The sequence below is a fragment of the uncultured Photobacterium sp. genome, from assembly GCF_947039875.1.
In the GTDB taxonomy this organism is placed as follows: Bacteria; Pseudomonadota; Gammaproteobacteria; order Enterobacterales; family Vibrionaceae; genus Photobacterium.
On sequence record NZ_CAMRAN010000020.1, the window covers coordinates 1 to 15,175 of the forward strand.

The following is a 15,175-nucleotide window of genomic DNA, read 5'->3' on the forward strand; positions in this document are numbered from 1 at the left end:
GCACGCATTTTATTTGTACTACTATTATTGTTCATAATAACGCCTGAATAAAATGATTAGTGGCAGATATGTTTTACCGCAACATAGATCTATGAAGTAATAAAAATCTGTTCGAATATTTTAGAAGGGAATAAATAATGTCATTGATTAATTAAATATTAATGTGTGACGTATTTATTATTTATTCCCATTTCCGTTCTAGTTGGTTATTAATAAATTGCTTTAGTATCGAATTTATTAAATCTTTAATTAGTTTGCATTTACTTCTGGCTTAGTATCACGTGCTGCGATGAAGCCGTAGAAGATGTAGCCAAGTAGTGTCAAGATGGTACCGCCAAATACAGCTGTCGCACCACAAGCGTACACACCATAGATGCTGTACAGAACCGCTAATGTACCCACGGTAGCGCCAAGACGGTATTGCTTTTTAGATACCACATTCTTACGAAGTAGCACTTCAAGGCCAGTCATCGATAGGATGTAAGGTACCATGTTAATAAATACGGCTAGGTTCAATAGCGCGTTAAACTGACTGATCAAGTTAGGAGAGATAGTCATTACCGCAAGAATAATCTCAGCTGCTAGCATGATTAACATACCTGCAATCGGTGCGCCCGCTTTGTTGGTTTTAGCAAAGATTTTAGGGAACAAACCTTCATCTGCCGCTGCTTTAGATACTTGGGCGTTAGTGAACTGCCAGCCAAGTAATGAGCCTAGACATGCGATAACCGCCGCTAGAGTAACGATGTTACCTACAGTCGGGTTAAACATGTGGCTGAACACTAAACCAAACGGTGCAGTTGATACTGCTAGTTCTGAGTTAGGAATAATACCTTGAATAACACCCGTTGACGCAATGTAAACAATTGCTGCGAAACCAGTACCAAACAGTACTGCAAGCGGTACGTTACGCTCTGGGTTTTCAACTGCATCAGAGTTAGCCCCCGCAGATTCAATACCTAGGAAAGCCCATAAAGTCAGTGCGATACCAGAAGATACTGAGTGCATAGCTGTGTCATGATGTGGGTTCCACGCGCTCATGAATGTTTGTGGATCGAACCACCACCAACCGATGATAGACAGACCTGCAACCGGAATAATAATACCCCAAACAGTGAATGCTGAGATTTGACCTGTGATTTTCGCACCGCCAAAGTTAGCTACCATAGTGAAGATAAGGATAGCCACCACACCGTAGAAAGTATGCATTGGCGTATCAAGCCAAGGCATAAATGGTTTGATGTAGCCTAAACAAGAAACGGCAATAGCAACACAGCTAATCACCAAACACACGTAGTAAGTGTAAGAAGAGATGAAGAAAGATGATTTTCCGTGTGCTTCTTCTGCGTAAGCTGACATACCGCCAGAGCGTTTACAAAATGCACCACATTTAGCGAACGTGTAAGCAATACACATTGCACCTAGCGCAGTAACAACCCAAGATAACATTGAGATTGCACCAACTTGCGCCAAGCTTGCTGGTAGCATAATAATACCGGAACCCATCATGTTAACTGCAACAAGTACAGTTAAGCCGACAAGGCCCATTTTTTTAGTGCCAGTATCTGATGACATTATATTCACCTATCATTGAGGGGGATATAAACGCTATAAAAATAGTTTATTTATCATAATGAAAATAAAGTCATGCTAATTAAAAAATTCAACATCGATAAATGATTAAATTATTTTTTTGATTGTCTTACCTAACCAAAAAAATAAATTAAATATATTTTACCTTTGCCGAAATTACTTAATCACATCACCGTTTACTTATTTAACGAGTGCTATGATGCTGCTATTTTGATAAAAAAAAAACCGTAAAAGCGCAAAGAAACGTTGCATATTTAGAGAGTAAATTAATAAAGAGTATCGTTATTCGATTGCTTAATTTCGTGAAAATTAACATTCCATTATGAAGTAATAAAGCTTAATAATTAAAAATCATTAATAACAGTGGCTTGAGCTAACAATTAGATGGTTGTCATACTACAAATTCTGCATTTGCAACTGTGAGTACAAAATAGTTATGCATTAATAATGATGTTGCATGCCTTATTATATGAGTAGTTTTTTTATTTATTCTGATGATTAGTAACCGTTGAATCCCATTTTTGAGGGGATAAAGTGTTAATAATGTGTAGATTGGAATGATTGCATTGAGGAATTGAGAGTGCTAATGGTGAATCATGGTATTCAAATGGGGAATATTTTGAGTAATAAAAAGGAGCCGCAACTCCTTTTATTGAAATAATGACATTGTATTTATGCAGGCGTTACTCGTGAAGTACCATCGGCGCTTTCATTTATTTGGACGCGTTCGCCTGTATGGAACATTACTTGAGAGTTGACTTGTTGGACGATTGAAACGGTACGGCCGCTATCCATTTTTATGGTTAAGTTAACCCCATTGTGTTTGGTTACTTGATTACCTGCTTCATTGCCCAAGAACCCCCCCAGCAATGCGCCACCAATAGAGGCTATTTCAGCACCTTTACCACCGCCAACGCCAGAACCAAGAATGCCACCAATTGCGCCGCCAGCTAAGGTGCCAATCCCATTACCATTACCGTTTAGCGTCACAGCTTGGGTTCGCACCACTGTACCGTAGTAAACTTGTTGCATCTGGCGAGCATCATTTACATTGTAGGCATTGCCATAAGGATTGGCCGCACAGCCTGCAAGACCTAAGGTCGAAGCTATTATTACTACAGCAAGAATTTTGGTTTTCATGGTATCTGCTTCACTAAAAATACGGTGTATAAAATGGTTATTTCTAATTTGAGCCTTTTTATTTAGAAAATAAAGCAGTAAATCTGATATTACAAAAACAACTGTTAGATAGTTTAATCGCAACCGGTGGTTATTTTGCGTGACCACTTTTATCGGCGTGGTAGGTATTAATAAAATGATTAAAATAGGTTTGTAGTTGTTGTGCCGCTTGAGGTTGTTGCAGTAAATTTAATAATTCAATACCGACCTCACAGGTACATAGATGTCCTGGTTGTTGATTGCGACGCAAAGCGTAGTTAGATGTCTGCTGAGGGGTGATTGCAATACGAGGTAATTGGCTTAGCCATGGACTTTTACGCACCATTTTGCGGGCTTCTTGCCAAGTTGCATCTAGAATTATTAATAATATTTTTGCATCGGTTGCTGTTGGTAATGTTAAAGGTTGTGCCAAATGTTGTTCATCACTTGGAAAGACTAACCATGCTTGATAATGAGGATTTTGTAGTTGGTCTAGTAATCGTTGTGGTGGTTGTGTGCGGTGCCACATTTCAACGCGACAACTGGATAGAGTTCGAGTCATTAATACGCCAGTATTAGTGTCTTTGTTGCATTCACGAGGATGAGTTAGCAGGATAAAATCGGCCGCTGATTGTAATTGTGGTTCGATGTCACAAATACAATTAAATTGAAAACCGCAACGCTGGCAAGCCATGATTTTTCTCATAGTAAACAATAAAGGTGGCAGTGTGGCATAACGCCACCTTTGAGTCACGATAGAGAATAATATTGATCGTTATTGGCGTTGCAGAATTAACCCTTCAACGCCAAGTTCATAAGTTTGACCATCGACAGTTTCTTGTTTCGTGCTTAATTGTTCACTATGAGGATCGTAGCTATAAATACGTTCGCTATTAAGTGGACGTCCTTGATGAGAGGTCATAGTGACTTTAACGCTGGTAGGGTTAATCGCTTGCCAATGACCTGTTTCTAATAAATCAGGATCACCATTAGTGTAACTATATGTTGTTGTTGCCGCATGATCTTGTGCTAAGTGAAGATGCGTTGTTAAGCCCATTTCGGTATCACTTTTGTAGTTACCTACCCATTGTGACTCTGCAGGATCGCTTTTAAAAGCAGCGGGTATCCAGCTAGCACAGCCCGATAAGGTGGTTGCCGCTAGCAGTAATGCAAGTGATAAACGTGGGTATGGCATTATGTACTCTCTATGGTAGGCTCAATTTCAACATTGAAATTAGCGTAATGAGGGAAAATCTATGGCGTATTGGTTATTTAAAACCGAACCAGATACCTTTTCAATAGACACCTTAAAACAACAAAAAGTTTCACCATGGGAAGGGGTGCGTAATTACCAAGCTAGAAATATGCTACGCGATGAGGTTAAATGTGGTGATCTAGTGCTGATTTATCATTCTTCTTGCAAAGCTATCGGTGTGGTTGGTATCGCGAAAGTGGTGAAAGAAGCCTATGTTGATCATTTTCAATTTGAACCAACAAGCGCGTATTTTGATCCCAAGGCCAGCTGTGAAAAACCACCGTGGGTAATGGTGGATATTGAATACCAACAACATTTGCGATTAGTAAGCTTAGCACGAATGAAAAAGACGCCTGAGTTAGCTGAAATGCCATTAGTGAAAAGAGGCAATCGACTCAGTGTGATGCCAGTAACAGCGGCGCAATGGCAACACATATTAGCCATGACGGGACAGTTTTAAATAAAACAGTGACAACATAGAGCGCTATGACTGTCACTGATTTAGATTTTTCAAGCATAAAAACGGCCAAATTAGCGCGTTAATAAATGCTGTTCTAAATAATGTGCTACTGCTTCGTCAGCGTTCGAGCCAATAACTTCATTATTTGGTAATGCCTGTTTCACTTTTTCGTGTGAGGTTCCCATTACCAGACCTTTACCGGCCATTGCTAACATTTCAGCATCATTCATACCATCACCAAATGCAATACAGTCAGCCAGTTGGTAACCCAGAGCTTCAGCGACGGCTTTAAGTGCATGACCTTTTGACACTCCCGCATCCATCACTTCAAGACACCAGGGAGTTGAAAAGGCGACGTTGGCTTTATCACCAAAATGGGTATTGAAACACTGTTCCCATTTCACTAACGCTTCATGATCTTCGTCATCACGAGTAAAAAAGATTTTAGCCACGTTTTCTACTGGGGGATTATTGGCATCATACAAGTGATAACTAAAGCTATCATGGAACTCTTTTAGCTGTTCATTATCATGATTTAAAAGCCATTGATCGCCACAATACATATGAATATGTAATGCAGGATCGTCTTTAGCGAGTTCAATTACACCACGAATAACGTCAGCACTTAGATCTTGTTGAAAGACCAGTTCGCCTTGGCTGTTATGTACGCGAGCACCATTTGAGGTGATCATATAAGCTGGAATTGCTAATTTTTCACGTATTTCTTCAACATCAATATGATGACGGCCAGTGGCGAAGACGAAATTTATGTTTTGTTGGTCAAGACGCTGTAATACATCGCGAGTAAATGGCGCAATTTTATGGTCAGGATTTAGTAAGGTGCCATCTAAATCTGAAGCAACGATTTGATACATGAAAGCTCTCAATAAATAGAAATGTAGCGAAAATAAAGATAACGAGATCGAATGTGAGTTGTTAATCTTAAACTACTATGAGAGATAAAAAGGGGTTGATGTTAGTAATAAATATTTCCGCTTTTATTTTTGTGATGGCGTAGCCTTTTTGAGCCTATTTACTGCTTTGGGATCGTAAAATGGTTGCAAATTTCCGTTAAAGCAATATTACGATATTGGTCTATTTCAAATAATAATTCGTGGCGAGCGTCAGCTATCGTGACTAATTGGCTACAATTGGGTGTACGCTGGCAGAAATGAAGATGGGCTTGATTATCAACAATATGATCGGCGCTACCTTGTAATATTAAGGTTGGGGTGATGATGTTTTCAGCCTCAGTAAGACAGTGGCGGGTGGCAGCCATACTTTGCCATACCCAACGATTACTGGCACCCCCTAAACGTAGTTGGGGTTGTTGTTGGTATAAACTTTTGCTCCATTGAAAGCGGGTTTCGCTGTGTGTCAGTGGATTATTTGTAAACGTTTTGGAGTAGTAAGCGCGTTGTCCTGGTGCATAAGTGGGTTGGCGATGAATGTAATCATTAAGGCGTGCTAATGGCTCAGCAAAAAAACGTAAACTGGGCTTAAGATGAATACCATGCATTGGTGCACTTAATACCGCTCGATCAATCAGTTTAGGATGACGAGCAAGCAGTAGACTACTGATAGCTCCCCCCATCGAATGACCTAATAGGAAATGATGTTGATAACCCTGAGGTTTGACAATATCAGTTATGAAGGTGTGCAGGTCAGTAACGTAATCATCAAATTGATCAACATACCCCATTTCAGGATCTGCAGTTAATCGTTGTGACATGCCTTGGCCACGGTGATCAAGGGCGTAAATATGGTAGCCTTGATTGATTAAATCAAAAAATAGCTCTTGGTATTTGTAGTAACTTTCAATGCGCCCATTCACAATAACAATGACTTTATTGCTGGTACCCGGCGTTAAACTAACCCAGCTTAATTGGCACTGATTGACACCGTGCAATGTGCCTTCATGCCGTTGTTGCCATAGCGCAGCAATTGGGCCTGCCATCATATTACTGAAGCTAGCTTCTTGTGAAAAATGCAAGGCTGAGTGAGTCATAACGTTTCCGAAAGTTGTGAACTACGAGGCAAAGAATTGAATGATAATTTTGCGAACGAGCTATCTCGTTGCTTATTATCATCTTTGCCAGTATACCTTATTTATTGCCCGTCGCGTAATAAAGCAATAAGTTGCTTGTTTATCTAATGTCGAGGTATAACACAGCCTTATAATAGCTTGATATAATAATAAGGGAATATCAATGAGTGTGGAGATTTGGCTAACCTATGTTGTTGCAGCCATTGTATTTAGTTTTGCTCCAGGATCTGGAACGGTTAATTCCATCAGTAACGGCATGGTGTATGGTTGGCGTAAGTCGTTAGCATCTATTGTAGGATTACAATTGGGTATGGCGGTTCATATAGCACTGGTTGGGGTCGGGTTAGGGGCATTAGTGGCGCAATCAGCAGTGGCTTTCTCGCTGATAAAATGGATTGGTGCCACGTATTTAGTTTGGTTAGGTATTCAAAAGTGGCGTGAGCACAATGCGTTATCACTTGAAAATGTTGATCAGTCAGTGACTGGTGGGTGTTTATTTCGACGAGCGGTATTGGTGAATTTAACTAATCCTAAAACAATTGTATTTTTAGTTGCATTGTTTCCGCAATTTATTAACGCCACCCAACCGCAATTACCCCAATTATTAGTTTTAGGTATAACGACATTGGTTATTGATGCCTGTGTAATGTTATTTTATGTCTGCTTGGCATCACGCTTTACCCATTATATTTGTTCTGCAACGGTAATGATGCGCCTTAATCGTATTTTTGGTTCGATGTTTATTGGTTGTGGTGCATTACTTGCTTTAGCTCGTGCATAATATTTCGAGGGTGATATCTTGTGATAATTTGTCATTAATTGTTGTGGTTTAAAAGGTATTATTACAATGTTTTCTTATGTTGCTCGTCAGCCTATTTTTAATTGTCGTCAACAAACGATTGGCCATGAGTTGTTATTTCGGGATGGGGAATGTAATGCTTTTCCTACGATAGATGCGAATGAAGCAACATGCCGACTTGTACTTGAAAACTATATGGCGATTGGTAATGACCGCACTTTTAAAGGACAGCGAAACTTTATTAATTTCCCTCACAACTGTTTAGTAAATTTAATGCCGTTACTGTTGCCAAAGAGCAAAGTCGTTATTGAAATATTAGAGACCTGTATTCCTAATGATGAGTTATTTTTAGCAATAAAACACCTCCATCAAAAGGGCTATATTATTGCGCTTGATGATTTTGAATATGATATAAGGTGGCAACGTTTTTTTCGTTATGTACATATCATTAAACTGGATTTATTGATGCTCGGTTTGGAAAAAGCGTGTGACTTTGTGCGTAATAACCGTCATTTAAAAGTGAAATTTTTAGCAGAAAAAGTTGAAACTTATGCTGCTTTTCAAGCGTCACTTACTGCGGGTTTTGATTTTTTTCAAGGCTATTATTTTAGTCGGCCTGAAGTATTAAAACATCGTAAAGTTGCGGCTTCTGAATTAATTACTATTCAGTTATTACAGACTATTAGTTGTGAACCAGTTGATTTCGATAATATTGAAAAGATCATTAGTAGTGATGTATCACTGTCTTATTTATTGCTGCGTTATGTGAATAATGCTAACCATCGATTAGTTGAACCAATTAGTTCCTTTCATCAAGCATTAGTGTATTTAGGCGAAGACAAATTACGGATGTTTGTCGGGGTTGTCGCTACCGCCCATGCTGCATTAGATAAACCTAAGGCACTGTACACATTGTCATTACAACGCGCTAAAATGTGTGAAGAATTAGTGAATTATAGTTCATCAATGATACCTAAAGAGCAGGCGTTTTTGGCGGGGATGTTTTCGTTATTAGATGCATTATTAGATAGTTCGTTGGCCGATTTATTAGTGTTATTAAAACTGCAGCCTCACATTCAAGCATCATTGTTACATCGCCAAGGAGAGCTTGGACAAGTATTAAATTTAGTTGATGCTTTTGATAAAGCAGATTGGCAACAAGTGGCAATAGGTTGTAGTGGCTTAGGGTTATCAGAACAGCAAGTGCAAGACAGTTATTTACAAGCTGTTACGTGGGCTGAAAATTGTACTCAACTCGATTATTCAAATGAATAAAAAAGGGGCCATAAAAGACCCCAAAAGAACCATATTAATGTATTGCTATAGTCAGGGTATTACTTTGGATAAATCTACTTATATTACATACATAGATTTATCCTGTTAGTAAGTGACTAATTTACTAACATTATGTAGTTTTGATTATGGTTACTGCAGATAAGCGTTAAGCATCCACAATAATTTTTCTTGCTCGCGAATATAATCGCCCATCAATGCCGCTGTTCCTTCATCACTTGCATCGCCCGCCGCCGTAAGAATGCGACGTTGTTGGCCAAGTAGAATGCTGAATCCATCAACTAAGCCTTGTACTCCTTGCTGACCATCACTGACATTTTGGTGTTCTTTGATGTCACTTGCCGTTAAATAACGACTGAAGCTGTGATCGGGTGTGTAACCAAGGGTTAAAATACGTTCTGCTAATTCATCAATTTTGATTTGCAAATCAGTATAAATTTCTTCAAATTTCAAATGCAATTCGAAAAATTGTTGGCCTTTGATATTCCAATGGTAACCCCGAGTATTCATATAAAATACTTGGTAGTTAGATAGAAGTTGATTGAGGTCAGAAGCTAGCGCTTGGGCTTTATCACTGTCAAGACCGATTAAATTGGTTTGGTGAGCCATGGTACATTCCTCATAAAATGGTTAAAAACAAAAGTAGATTTCGTTTTGATGGGGTCAGTATAGATAAACGCTATTGATAGGTATAACTATTGTTATCTATTATAACAATAGCCTTAATCTATAATGACTAGGCAACTAATGCCGCAGGATCGCAATGTTCACCTTCACAAGGAATAATGCCACAGACACGATGACCAGCTTGTTTGCCCTGTAAGTAACCTTGTTCTAGTTTATTGAGGTTACGAGTTAGGCGGCCAACATGAAAATCGTGATTAGGAGCAATAACGGTAATGGTGCAATCTGCTGGCGGATGATTAATGAAATCAAGCGCTGCATTATAACGGCTAGGACGCGTCATCACGGCTTCTGCAAAGGCTGGGTGATCATGAAACATCGATTTGATTAACCATGGTAATTTGGTGTCGTGTTTATGAAATCCTAGTGGTTTTGATAAAATCACCGTGATATTACGTGCTCCACGACGATACGCTTCAATAACAGGAATTGAATCGCCAATACCGCCATCACTCATTGCAACACCATCAATGGTTGGCTTATGACGATAAGCAACAGGTAGGGCGCAGGTTGCTTCCATTAACGGCATAATATTATGCCGTGTTACCTTAATATATTCAGCTGTACCTGTTTCTAGATTGGTTGTGGTTGCATAAAGGGGAATTTGACGTTGTTCATATCTGAGTAGGTTCAACGGTAAATAACGTGAGGTTGTACGCCATAACCAGTCAATATCGGTTAAATGGCCGCCATGGGTAAAACGAGAAAAATTAATAAATTTGGGATCACGAGAATATTGAGTAATGATCTTATGGCTGCGGCCGTAATTACCACTTAAATACCCAATTAAATTTGTCGCTCCGGCTGAGACGCCAATAGCAAAATCAAACGGTAAATAGTTATTTTCAAGGAATGCATCAAGTACACCGCTAGCAAAAATGCCACGCATTGCACCACCTTCGACAACCAAAGCATGGGAAGTGGGTTGGATTGTATTCATGGTATAACCTATTTAGCTGACTTTGCTCTAATTTCAGGATAAACAGATTTACAGCAATAAAAAATTCGATTTTGCTTATTGCTGTGATAGGTAAAATTTAACCGTTGGATTGATGGTCAATTGCAACTTGTTGGCTTAATACTTTAATGCAAGCCGCTAACGCTGGATTTAGCGTTTTAGTGGCGGGATAACATAACCCTAAACGACGGAACATACGCGGGCCTTCTAGAGGAACAGTAACCAATTGGGTCGCACTTTCTAGGACACCCGTTGGTAGAAAAGAGATCCCTAATCCAGCTTGCACTAAATGCATTACTTGAGTTTTATGTTCAGCTTTTGCCACTAAATTAACGGAAAGACCATCGCATGCCAATAAGCCAATAGTTTGTTGGTGAGCCTCACACGGCGGACATTCAATAAAATCATGTTGGTGTAATTGCTGTGGCGATACGCTGGCTAGGCTTGCTAGTGGGTGATCGGGCAACATACACAGTACATAATCTTCATCCCATAATGGCAGAAAAATTTCATCTTCAGCTTTAAACATATCTAGCGTTAATCGCGCATCGGCTTTCTTATCATGATCCACCAATTCAATTAAAAGATTGGGAATTTGCTGGTGCAGTTGTGCTAATACAATCGCTAACTGACTTTGGCTAAGATCGGCAAAATTAGCCAGTGTTAGCGGTAAACGTTCAGTACGTTGCTGAAAGAGTTGCGGCAGGGTATTAACGTCATTTAACAATCGAATCGCTAATGGATAAAGGTAGTGTGCTTCATCGGTAAGGTTAACCCCTTTTTTATGACGAATAAAAAGCTGAGTCGCTAACTCTTGCTCTAATTGCTTGATGCCACTTGATATTGATGGTTGAGACACACAGCATCGTTCTGCGGCTAAGGTGATATTTTTTTCTTCATAAACAGCAATAAAAAACCGTAATAGTCGTAAATCCATGATGCAATTCCTTGGTATTGTTCTAAGTCTGAAGGTTATCACAGCGAGAGTCTTTGAGGGAAAGCCGGGATCAAAGAGGGATAAAAAAGCCGGACATCATATCCGGCTGCAATAAATAATGGTGATTAACCCGCAACGTTATAGTAGGTTGCTGCGCCTGGGCCAACTGGGATACCTAGAATAAACACCCAGACATAGAACATGATGCTCCAGCCTATTATAAATACAATCGAATAAGGCAGCATGGTTGAAATCAGTGTACCTAGACCAAGGTTCTTCTGGTAACGGGTAGCTACCGCTAAGATCATACCGAAGTAACTCATCATCGGAGTGATAATGTTAGTAACAGAATCCCCGATACGGTATGCCGCTTGAATTGTTTCAGGCGCATAACCTACAAGCATTAACATTGGGATGAAAATAGGTGCGGTTACTGCCCATTGCGCCGATGCTGAGCCAATCATTAGGTTGATAAAGCCACACATTAAGATAAAGGCGAAAAACAGTGCCGGACCAGTTAGGCCAATCGATTGTAGGAAGTCTGCACCACCAACTGCAAAGACTTGACCGAAGTTGGTCCATTTAAAGAGGGCAACAAATTGCGCGGCAAAGAAGACTAATACAATGTACATACCCATTGATGACATCGACAGTGACATTGCGTTAATTACATCGCGGTCGTTTTTCATCGTGCCGACAACTTTACCGTAGACAAAACCTGGGATAGCAAAGAACACAAAAATAAATGCCACGATGCCTTTTAAGAACGGCGAACCCGCCACTAAACCTGTTTGTGGATTACGTAGAATACCGTCAGCAGGCACAATAGTGAGTGCCAGCAGTACAGCTACAACTAAAGCGGCAATACCTGCCATTTTCAGACCTTTCTTTTCAAGATCTGTAAGTGTTCCCATTTTATCTTGGCTTAAATCATCGCCCGCTTCACTTGAATCGTATTGTCCTAGCTTTGGTTCTACAATTTTCTCGGTAACGAACGCACCCATGATGGTGATGGCAAACGTAGAAGCAAACATGAAGTACCAGTTAGCTTCAGGACCAACAATGTAGTTAGGATCGATCATTTGCGCTGCGGTTTGGGTAATACCTGATAGCAGAGGATCAACCGTACCCAGTAGTAAGTTTGCGCTGTAACCACCTGACACACCAGCAAAGGCTGCTGCGAGACCAGCAAGTGGGTGACGACCTAATGAGTGGAAAAGCATTGCAGCTAATGGAATTAATACCACGTAGCCTAGTTCTGATGCGGTGTTAGAAATGATACCAGCAAAGACAACAACTAGCGTTACCATGCGACGAGAAGCGCCCATTACTAAGCCACGCATTGCAGAAGACAGTAAGCCTGAATGCTCTGCAATTGCAACACCTAGCATGGCTACCAGTACGGTACCTAATGGTGCAAAACCGGTGAAGTTTTTTACCAAGTTTGCCACGATAAGTTGTAAACCTTCAGCATTAAATAAGCTTACAACATGGATCATGCCATCAGCGGCACGCCCAGCGGTACCTTCAGGGCGAGGATCGACAACGGATACGCCTAAATAGCCTGCAATACCTGATGCAACAAGAATCGCGATACAGAATAGGGCAAATAAAGTAATAGGGTGTGGTAATAAGTTACCTAGCCATTCCACGGTATCAAGAAAACGCGTAAAGACAGTTTTTTTCGGTTGCTGTTGTTGTGAAGCTGATGACTGCATCACTATCTCCGTTATAGTTTTATCCCATCAATGGGTACTTGTTTTGTAACCGAAATGTTATCCTGTTGTTTGATGTAAAAGCAATGTTAAATCTCAAATTAATGTAAGCCAGTGATAAATAAGGCTAAATAAGGATGTTTTAGCGATATTATTGGTTAGATGTTAATTCCGAGTGTTGGAGAGTTAATTACAAAATGAAATGGCAATTAAGAAAAGTAATAATATTGGCACTTTATCCATAGTTTTTGTTGATGATAAACCAAGGAAATAGATATTTTTCAGCTGTGGTAATTCGTTCTATAGTTATTGCTATCAACAGCATCTTAGCTGGCTGCATCAAGAGTGCGGTTTATTCTAGAGGAAAAAAATATGTCGAAATCTTTAGTTGTGATCACGGGTGCAAGTTCAGGTATTGGTGAAGCTACTGCACGTAAATTAGCAGCAGAAGGGTATCCTTTATTACTTTTAGCGCGTCGTGTTGAAGCGATGGAAGCATTAAACCTACCGAATACATTGTGCCGTAAAGTAGATGTAACGGATGTTAAAGCAATTGCTGCGGCAGTTGCAGAAGCTGAGCAAAAATTTGGTCCAGTAGATTGCTTAATAAACAATGCCGGTATGATGCTACTTGGTCTTGCTGATGAGCAAGATCCTGCTGAATGGCAAACTATGTTTAATGTCAATGTGATGGGCATGCTGAACGGTATCCATGTTGTTCTTGCGAGCATGAAAGCGCGTAAAACAGGTACTGTTATTAATATCAGTTCAATCGCGGGTCGTAAAACATTCCCTAACCATGCGGCTTATTGTGGCACTAAATTTGCGGTACACGCTATTACTGAAAATATTCGTGAAGAAGTGGCTGATGATAATGTGCGTTTTATTACTATAGCTCCTGGCGCTGTCGAAACTGAATTACTAAGCCACACCAGCAGCGATGCGATTAAAGCAGGCTACCAAGAATGGAAACAAGGCATGGGTGGTGTGATTGCACCGCAAGATATTGCCAATGCGATTAGCTATGCTTATAACCAGCCTCAAAATTTATGTGTGCGTGAAATTGTATTAGCGGCAACACGCCAACAACCTTAACTGTTAGGTGAAATTACTGCCTACAATGAGTGAGTTATCGGTTAATTGAACACTGTAATAGATACTTGCTGCTAAGTGGCTGCTATATTCAAAGCAGAGCCGTAAATGATTATGGTTCTGCTTTTTTGTAGCTGCTATTTATATAAGGGGCCGTTGGTGAGAGAGAAGATAGGATTTTTTGATTTACTACGAGTGGTTGCTGCCGTGGCAGTCGTCGTGATTCATGTCCTTGGCCCCTATCGAGATCAAATAGGGCAAATCCCTGATTGGCAGTGGATGAGTGCGATTACGATCAATAGTCTCAGTCGTTGGGCTGTTCCTGTGTTTATTATGATCTCCGGTGCTCTTATGCTCAGCGATCAGCGTCCTTTTGACCTCGTCTATTATATTAAGCGCCGCCTCGGTAAAGTATTAATCCCATTTTTGGTATGGTCGGTATTTTATGCGCTTTTCTCTGGATTAACGGCGAATGGTCTTGATAGCAGCGTGAGTTGGTTGGTACTGGAAAAACTGCCCATTCATGAAACCTATTATCACCTCAGTTTTTTCTATTACTTTATTCCTCTTTATTTGGTTATTCCTGTTATTCAGTGGTGGGTACAAAAAGCAGAGCCGGAGCAAGTGAAAGGGGTCATTATGGTATGGCTGCTGATCACTGGCTTATATCTGTTTTATATTGATGGCTTGTGGAGTGAAACCGATTTACTTTATAGCGGCTATTTATTGTTAGGTTATTGCCTATATCAATATCGTTGGCCAAGTTTAATGGTGTTATTGCCTCTAGCGTTGATTGCAGTTGTGATGACTGACTATAACGTGATCAGTCAGAGTTTTGCTGCTAGTGAATATAAAGTGGCCCGCTGGATGTCATATAAAACCTTGAATACAGCGGTGGTTGCTGCAACAGTATTCTTACTCTGTCGAGCGGTGACTAATAAGCTAAGTGTGTCGACTCAAACTAAATTAGGTTGGTTAAGTAAATATAGCCTCGGAGTGTATTTGATTCATCCGATCTTCTTATGGCCATTACGCCAATATGATCTCTATTTCGCCAACCCGCTAATTGCGATTCCAGTATGGACATTAATTGCTGCGAGTTTAGCTTTAGCGACCAGTTGGTTGTTGAGTCGTTATCGTTACACGGCGTGGTTGGTGCCATAACCGAGTGTCTGTCTGTTTGC

15 protein-coding genes are annotated in these 15,175 nt (G+C 40.2%); 5 read left to right on the forward strand and 10 right to left on the reverse strand.

The annotated features are described in order from the left end of the window. Positions 1–249 precede the first annotated feature (249 nt). The 4 genes from potE to Q0V26_RS08875 all read right to left on the reverse strand — a co-directional run bounded on the left by potE (position 250) and on the right by Q0V26_RS08875 (position 3,946). Positions 250–1,575 (reverse strand): putrescine-ornithine antiporter, encoded by a 1,326-nt coding sequence (potE, locus tag Q0V26_RS08860; protein WP_297480817.1) that lies wholly within the window; start codon positions 1,573–1,575, stop codon positions 250–252. 690 nt (positions 1,576–2,265) lie between these two features. Next, positions 2,266–2,733 carry a glycine zipper 2TM domain-containing protein gene (locus Q0V26_RS08865; protein ID WP_297480820.1) on the reverse strand — a complete coding sequence of 156 codons (468 nt, stop codon included), beginning with the start codon at positions 2,731–2,733 and terminating at the stop codon, positions 2,266–2,268. A gap of 130 nt (positions 2,734–2,863) precedes the next feature. After that, the gene (locus Q0V26_RS08870; protein WP_297480823.1) at positions 2,864–3,445 is read right to left on the reverse strand and encodes a DTW domain-containing protein; all 582 of its coding nucleotides are present in this window, start codon (positions 3,443–3,445) and stop codon (positions 2,864–2,866) included. An 81-nt stretch (positions 3,446–3,526) separates the two neighbouring features. Beyond that, on the reverse strand, positions 3,527–3,946 hold the full coding sequence (locus Q0V26_RS08875) for a hypothetical protein (RefSeq protein ID WP_297480825.1): 420 nt from the start codon (positions 3,944–3,946) through the stop codon (positions 3,527–3,529). Positions 3,947–4,007: 61 nt separating this feature from the next. Between Q0V26_RS08875 and Q0V26_RS08880 the strand changes: the two genes are divergently transcribed. Further along, on the forward strand, positions 4,008–4,466 hold the full coding sequence (locus Q0V26_RS08880) for an EVE domain-containing protein (RefSeq protein ID WP_080159254.1): 459 nt from the start codon (positions 4,008–4,010) through the stop codon (positions 4,464–4,466). Between the two features lie 71 nt (positions 4,467–4,537). Here the strand turns inward: Q0V26_RS08880 and Q0V26_RS08885 are convergent, their stop codons facing one another. Next, positions 4,538–5,341, reverse strand: a complete 804-nt coding sequence (locus tag Q0V26_RS08885; RefSeq protein ID WP_297480831.1) for a Cof-type HAD-IIB family hydrolase — start codon at positions 5,339–5,341, stop codon at positions 4,538–4,540. A 158-nt stretch (positions 5,342–5,499) separates the two neighbouring features. Then, positions 5,500–6,474: an alpha/beta fold hydrolase gene (locus Q0V26_RS08890; RefSeq protein WP_297480834.1), complete on the reverse strand. Its 975-nt coding sequence runs from the start codon at positions 6,472–6,474 to the stop codon at positions 5,500–5,502. A gap of 202 nt (positions 6,475–6,676) precedes the next feature. On the opposite strand from Q0V26_RS08890, the gene rhtB reads away from it, so the two are divergent. Together rhtB and Q0V26_RS08900 are read left to right on the forward strand one after the other, a co-directional pair. Next, on the forward strand, positions 6,677–7,294 hold the full coding sequence (gene rhtB / locus Q0V26_RS08895; protein WP_297480837.1) for a homoserine/homoserine lactone efflux protein: 618 nt from the start codon (positions 6,677–6,679) through the stop codon (positions 7,292–7,294). A gap of 66 nt (positions 7,295–7,360) precedes the next feature. Continuing rightward, complete coding sequence (locus Q0V26_RS08900; RefSeq protein ID WP_297480839.1) at positions 7,361–8,587, forward strand: HDOD domain-containing protein; 1,227 nt, start codon at positions 7,361–7,363, stop codon at positions 8,585–8,587. 150 nt (positions 8,588–8,737) lie between these two features. Here Q0V26_RS08900 and Q0V26_RS08905 read toward each other — a convergent pair whose 3' ends face one another. From Q0V26_RS08905 to Q0V26_RS08920, 4 genes are all read right to left on the reverse strand, one after another. After that, positions 8,738–9,214: a Dps family protein gene (locus Q0V26_RS08905; protein ID WP_297480842.1), complete on the reverse strand. Its 477-nt coding sequence runs from the start codon at positions 9,212–9,214 to the stop codon at positions 8,738–8,740. 127 nt (positions 9,215–9,341) lie between these two features. Beyond that, positions 9,342–10,229 carry a patatin family protein gene (locus Q0V26_RS08910; RefSeq protein ID WP_297480844.1) on the reverse strand — a complete coding sequence of 296 codons (888 nt, stop codon included), beginning with the start codon at positions 10,227–10,229 and terminating at the stop codon, positions 9,342–9,344. Positions 10,230–10,326: 97 nt separating this feature from the next. Next, the gene (locus Q0V26_RS08915) at positions 10,327–11,184 is read right to left on the reverse strand and encodes a LysR family transcriptional regulator (protein ID WP_297480847.1); all 858 of its coding nucleotides are present in this window, start codon (positions 11,182–11,184) and stop codon (positions 10,327–10,329) included. Positions 11,185–11,309: 125 nt separating this feature from the next. Beyond that, entirely contained in the window at positions 11,310–12,902 is a 1,593-nt protein-coding gene (locus tag Q0V26_RS08920; protein WP_297480850.1) for an AbgT family transporter, read from the reverse strand. A gap of 369 nt (positions 12,903–13,271) precedes the next feature. On the opposite strand from Q0V26_RS08920, the gene Q0V26_RS08925 reads away from it, so the two are divergent. Together Q0V26_RS08925 and Q0V26_RS08930 are read left to right on the forward strand one after the other, a co-directional pair. Then, positions 13,272–13,994, forward strand: a complete 723-nt coding sequence (locus Q0V26_RS08925) for an SDR family oxidoreductase (protein ID WP_297480853.1) — start codon at positions 13,272–13,274, stop codon at positions 13,992–13,994. Between the two features lie 156 nt (positions 13,995–14,150). Further along, positions 14,151–15,155 carry an acyltransferase gene (locus tag Q0V26_RS08930; protein WP_297480856.1) on the forward strand — a complete coding sequence of 335 codons (1,005 nt, stop codon included), beginning with the start codon at positions 14,151–14,153 and terminating at the stop codon, positions 15,153–15,155. Positions 15,156–15,175 lie beyond the last annotated feature (20 nt).

Excerpts from the sequence above, each read along its gene's own strand:
- Q0V26_RS08905 (WP_297480842.1), bottom strand. The coding sequence starts at position 9,214 with ATGGCTCACCAAACCAATTTAATCGGTCTTGACAGTGATAAAGCCCAA.
- Q0V26_RS08875 (WP_297480825.1), bottom strand. The coding sequence starts at position 3,946 with ATGCCATACCCACGTTTATCACTTGCATTACTGCTAGCGGCAACCACC.
- potE (WP_297480817.1), bottom strand. The coding sequence starts at position 1,575 with ATGTCATCAGATACTGGCACTAAAAAAATGGGCCTTGTCGGCTTAACT.
- Q0V26_RS08885 (WP_297480831.1), bottom strand. The coding sequence starts at position 5,341 with ATGTATCAAATCGTTGCTTCAGATTTAGATGGCACCTTACTAAATCCT.
- rhtB (WP_297480837.1), top strand. The coding sequence starts at position 6,677 with ATGAGTGTGGAGATTTGGCTAACCTATGTTGTTGCAGCCATTGTATTT.
- Q0V26_RS08865 (WP_297480820.1), bottom strand. The coding sequence starts at position 2,733 with ATGAAAACCAAAATTCTTGCTGTAGTAATAATAGCTTCGACCTTAGGT.
- Q0V26_RS08870 (WP_297480823.1), bottom strand. The coding sequence starts at position 3,445 with ATGGCTTGCCAGCGTTGCGGTTTTCAATTTAATTGTATTTGTGACATC.
- Q0V26_RS08900 (WP_297480839.1), top strand. The coding sequence starts at position 7,361 with ATGTTTTCTTATGTTGCTCGTCAGCCTATTTTTAATTGTCGTCAACAA.
- Q0V26_RS08890 (WP_297480834.1), bottom strand. The coding sequence starts at position 6,474 with ATGACTCACTCAGCCTTGCATTTTTCACAAGAAGCTAGCTTCAGTAAT.
- Q0V26_RS08880 (WP_080159254.1), top strand. The coding sequence starts at position 4,008 with ATGGCGTATTGGTTATTTAAAACCGAACCAGATACCTTTTCAATAGAC.
- Q0V26_RS08920 (WP_297480850.1), bottom strand. The coding sequence starts at position 12,902 with ATGCAGTCATCAGCTTCACAACAACAGCAACCGAAAAAAACTGTCTTT.
- Q0V26_RS08910 (WP_297480844.1), bottom strand. The coding sequence starts at position 10,229 with ATGAATACAATCCAACCCACTTCCCATGCTTTGGTTGTCGAAGGTGGT.
- Q0V26_RS08915 (WP_297480847.1), bottom strand. The coding sequence starts at position 11,184 with ATGGATTTACGACTATTACGGTTTTTTATTGCTGTTTATGAAGAAAAA.
- Q0V26_RS08925 (WP_297480853.1), top strand. The coding sequence starts at position 13,272 with ATGTCGAAATCTTTAGTTGTGATCACGGGTGCAAGTTCAGGTATTGGT.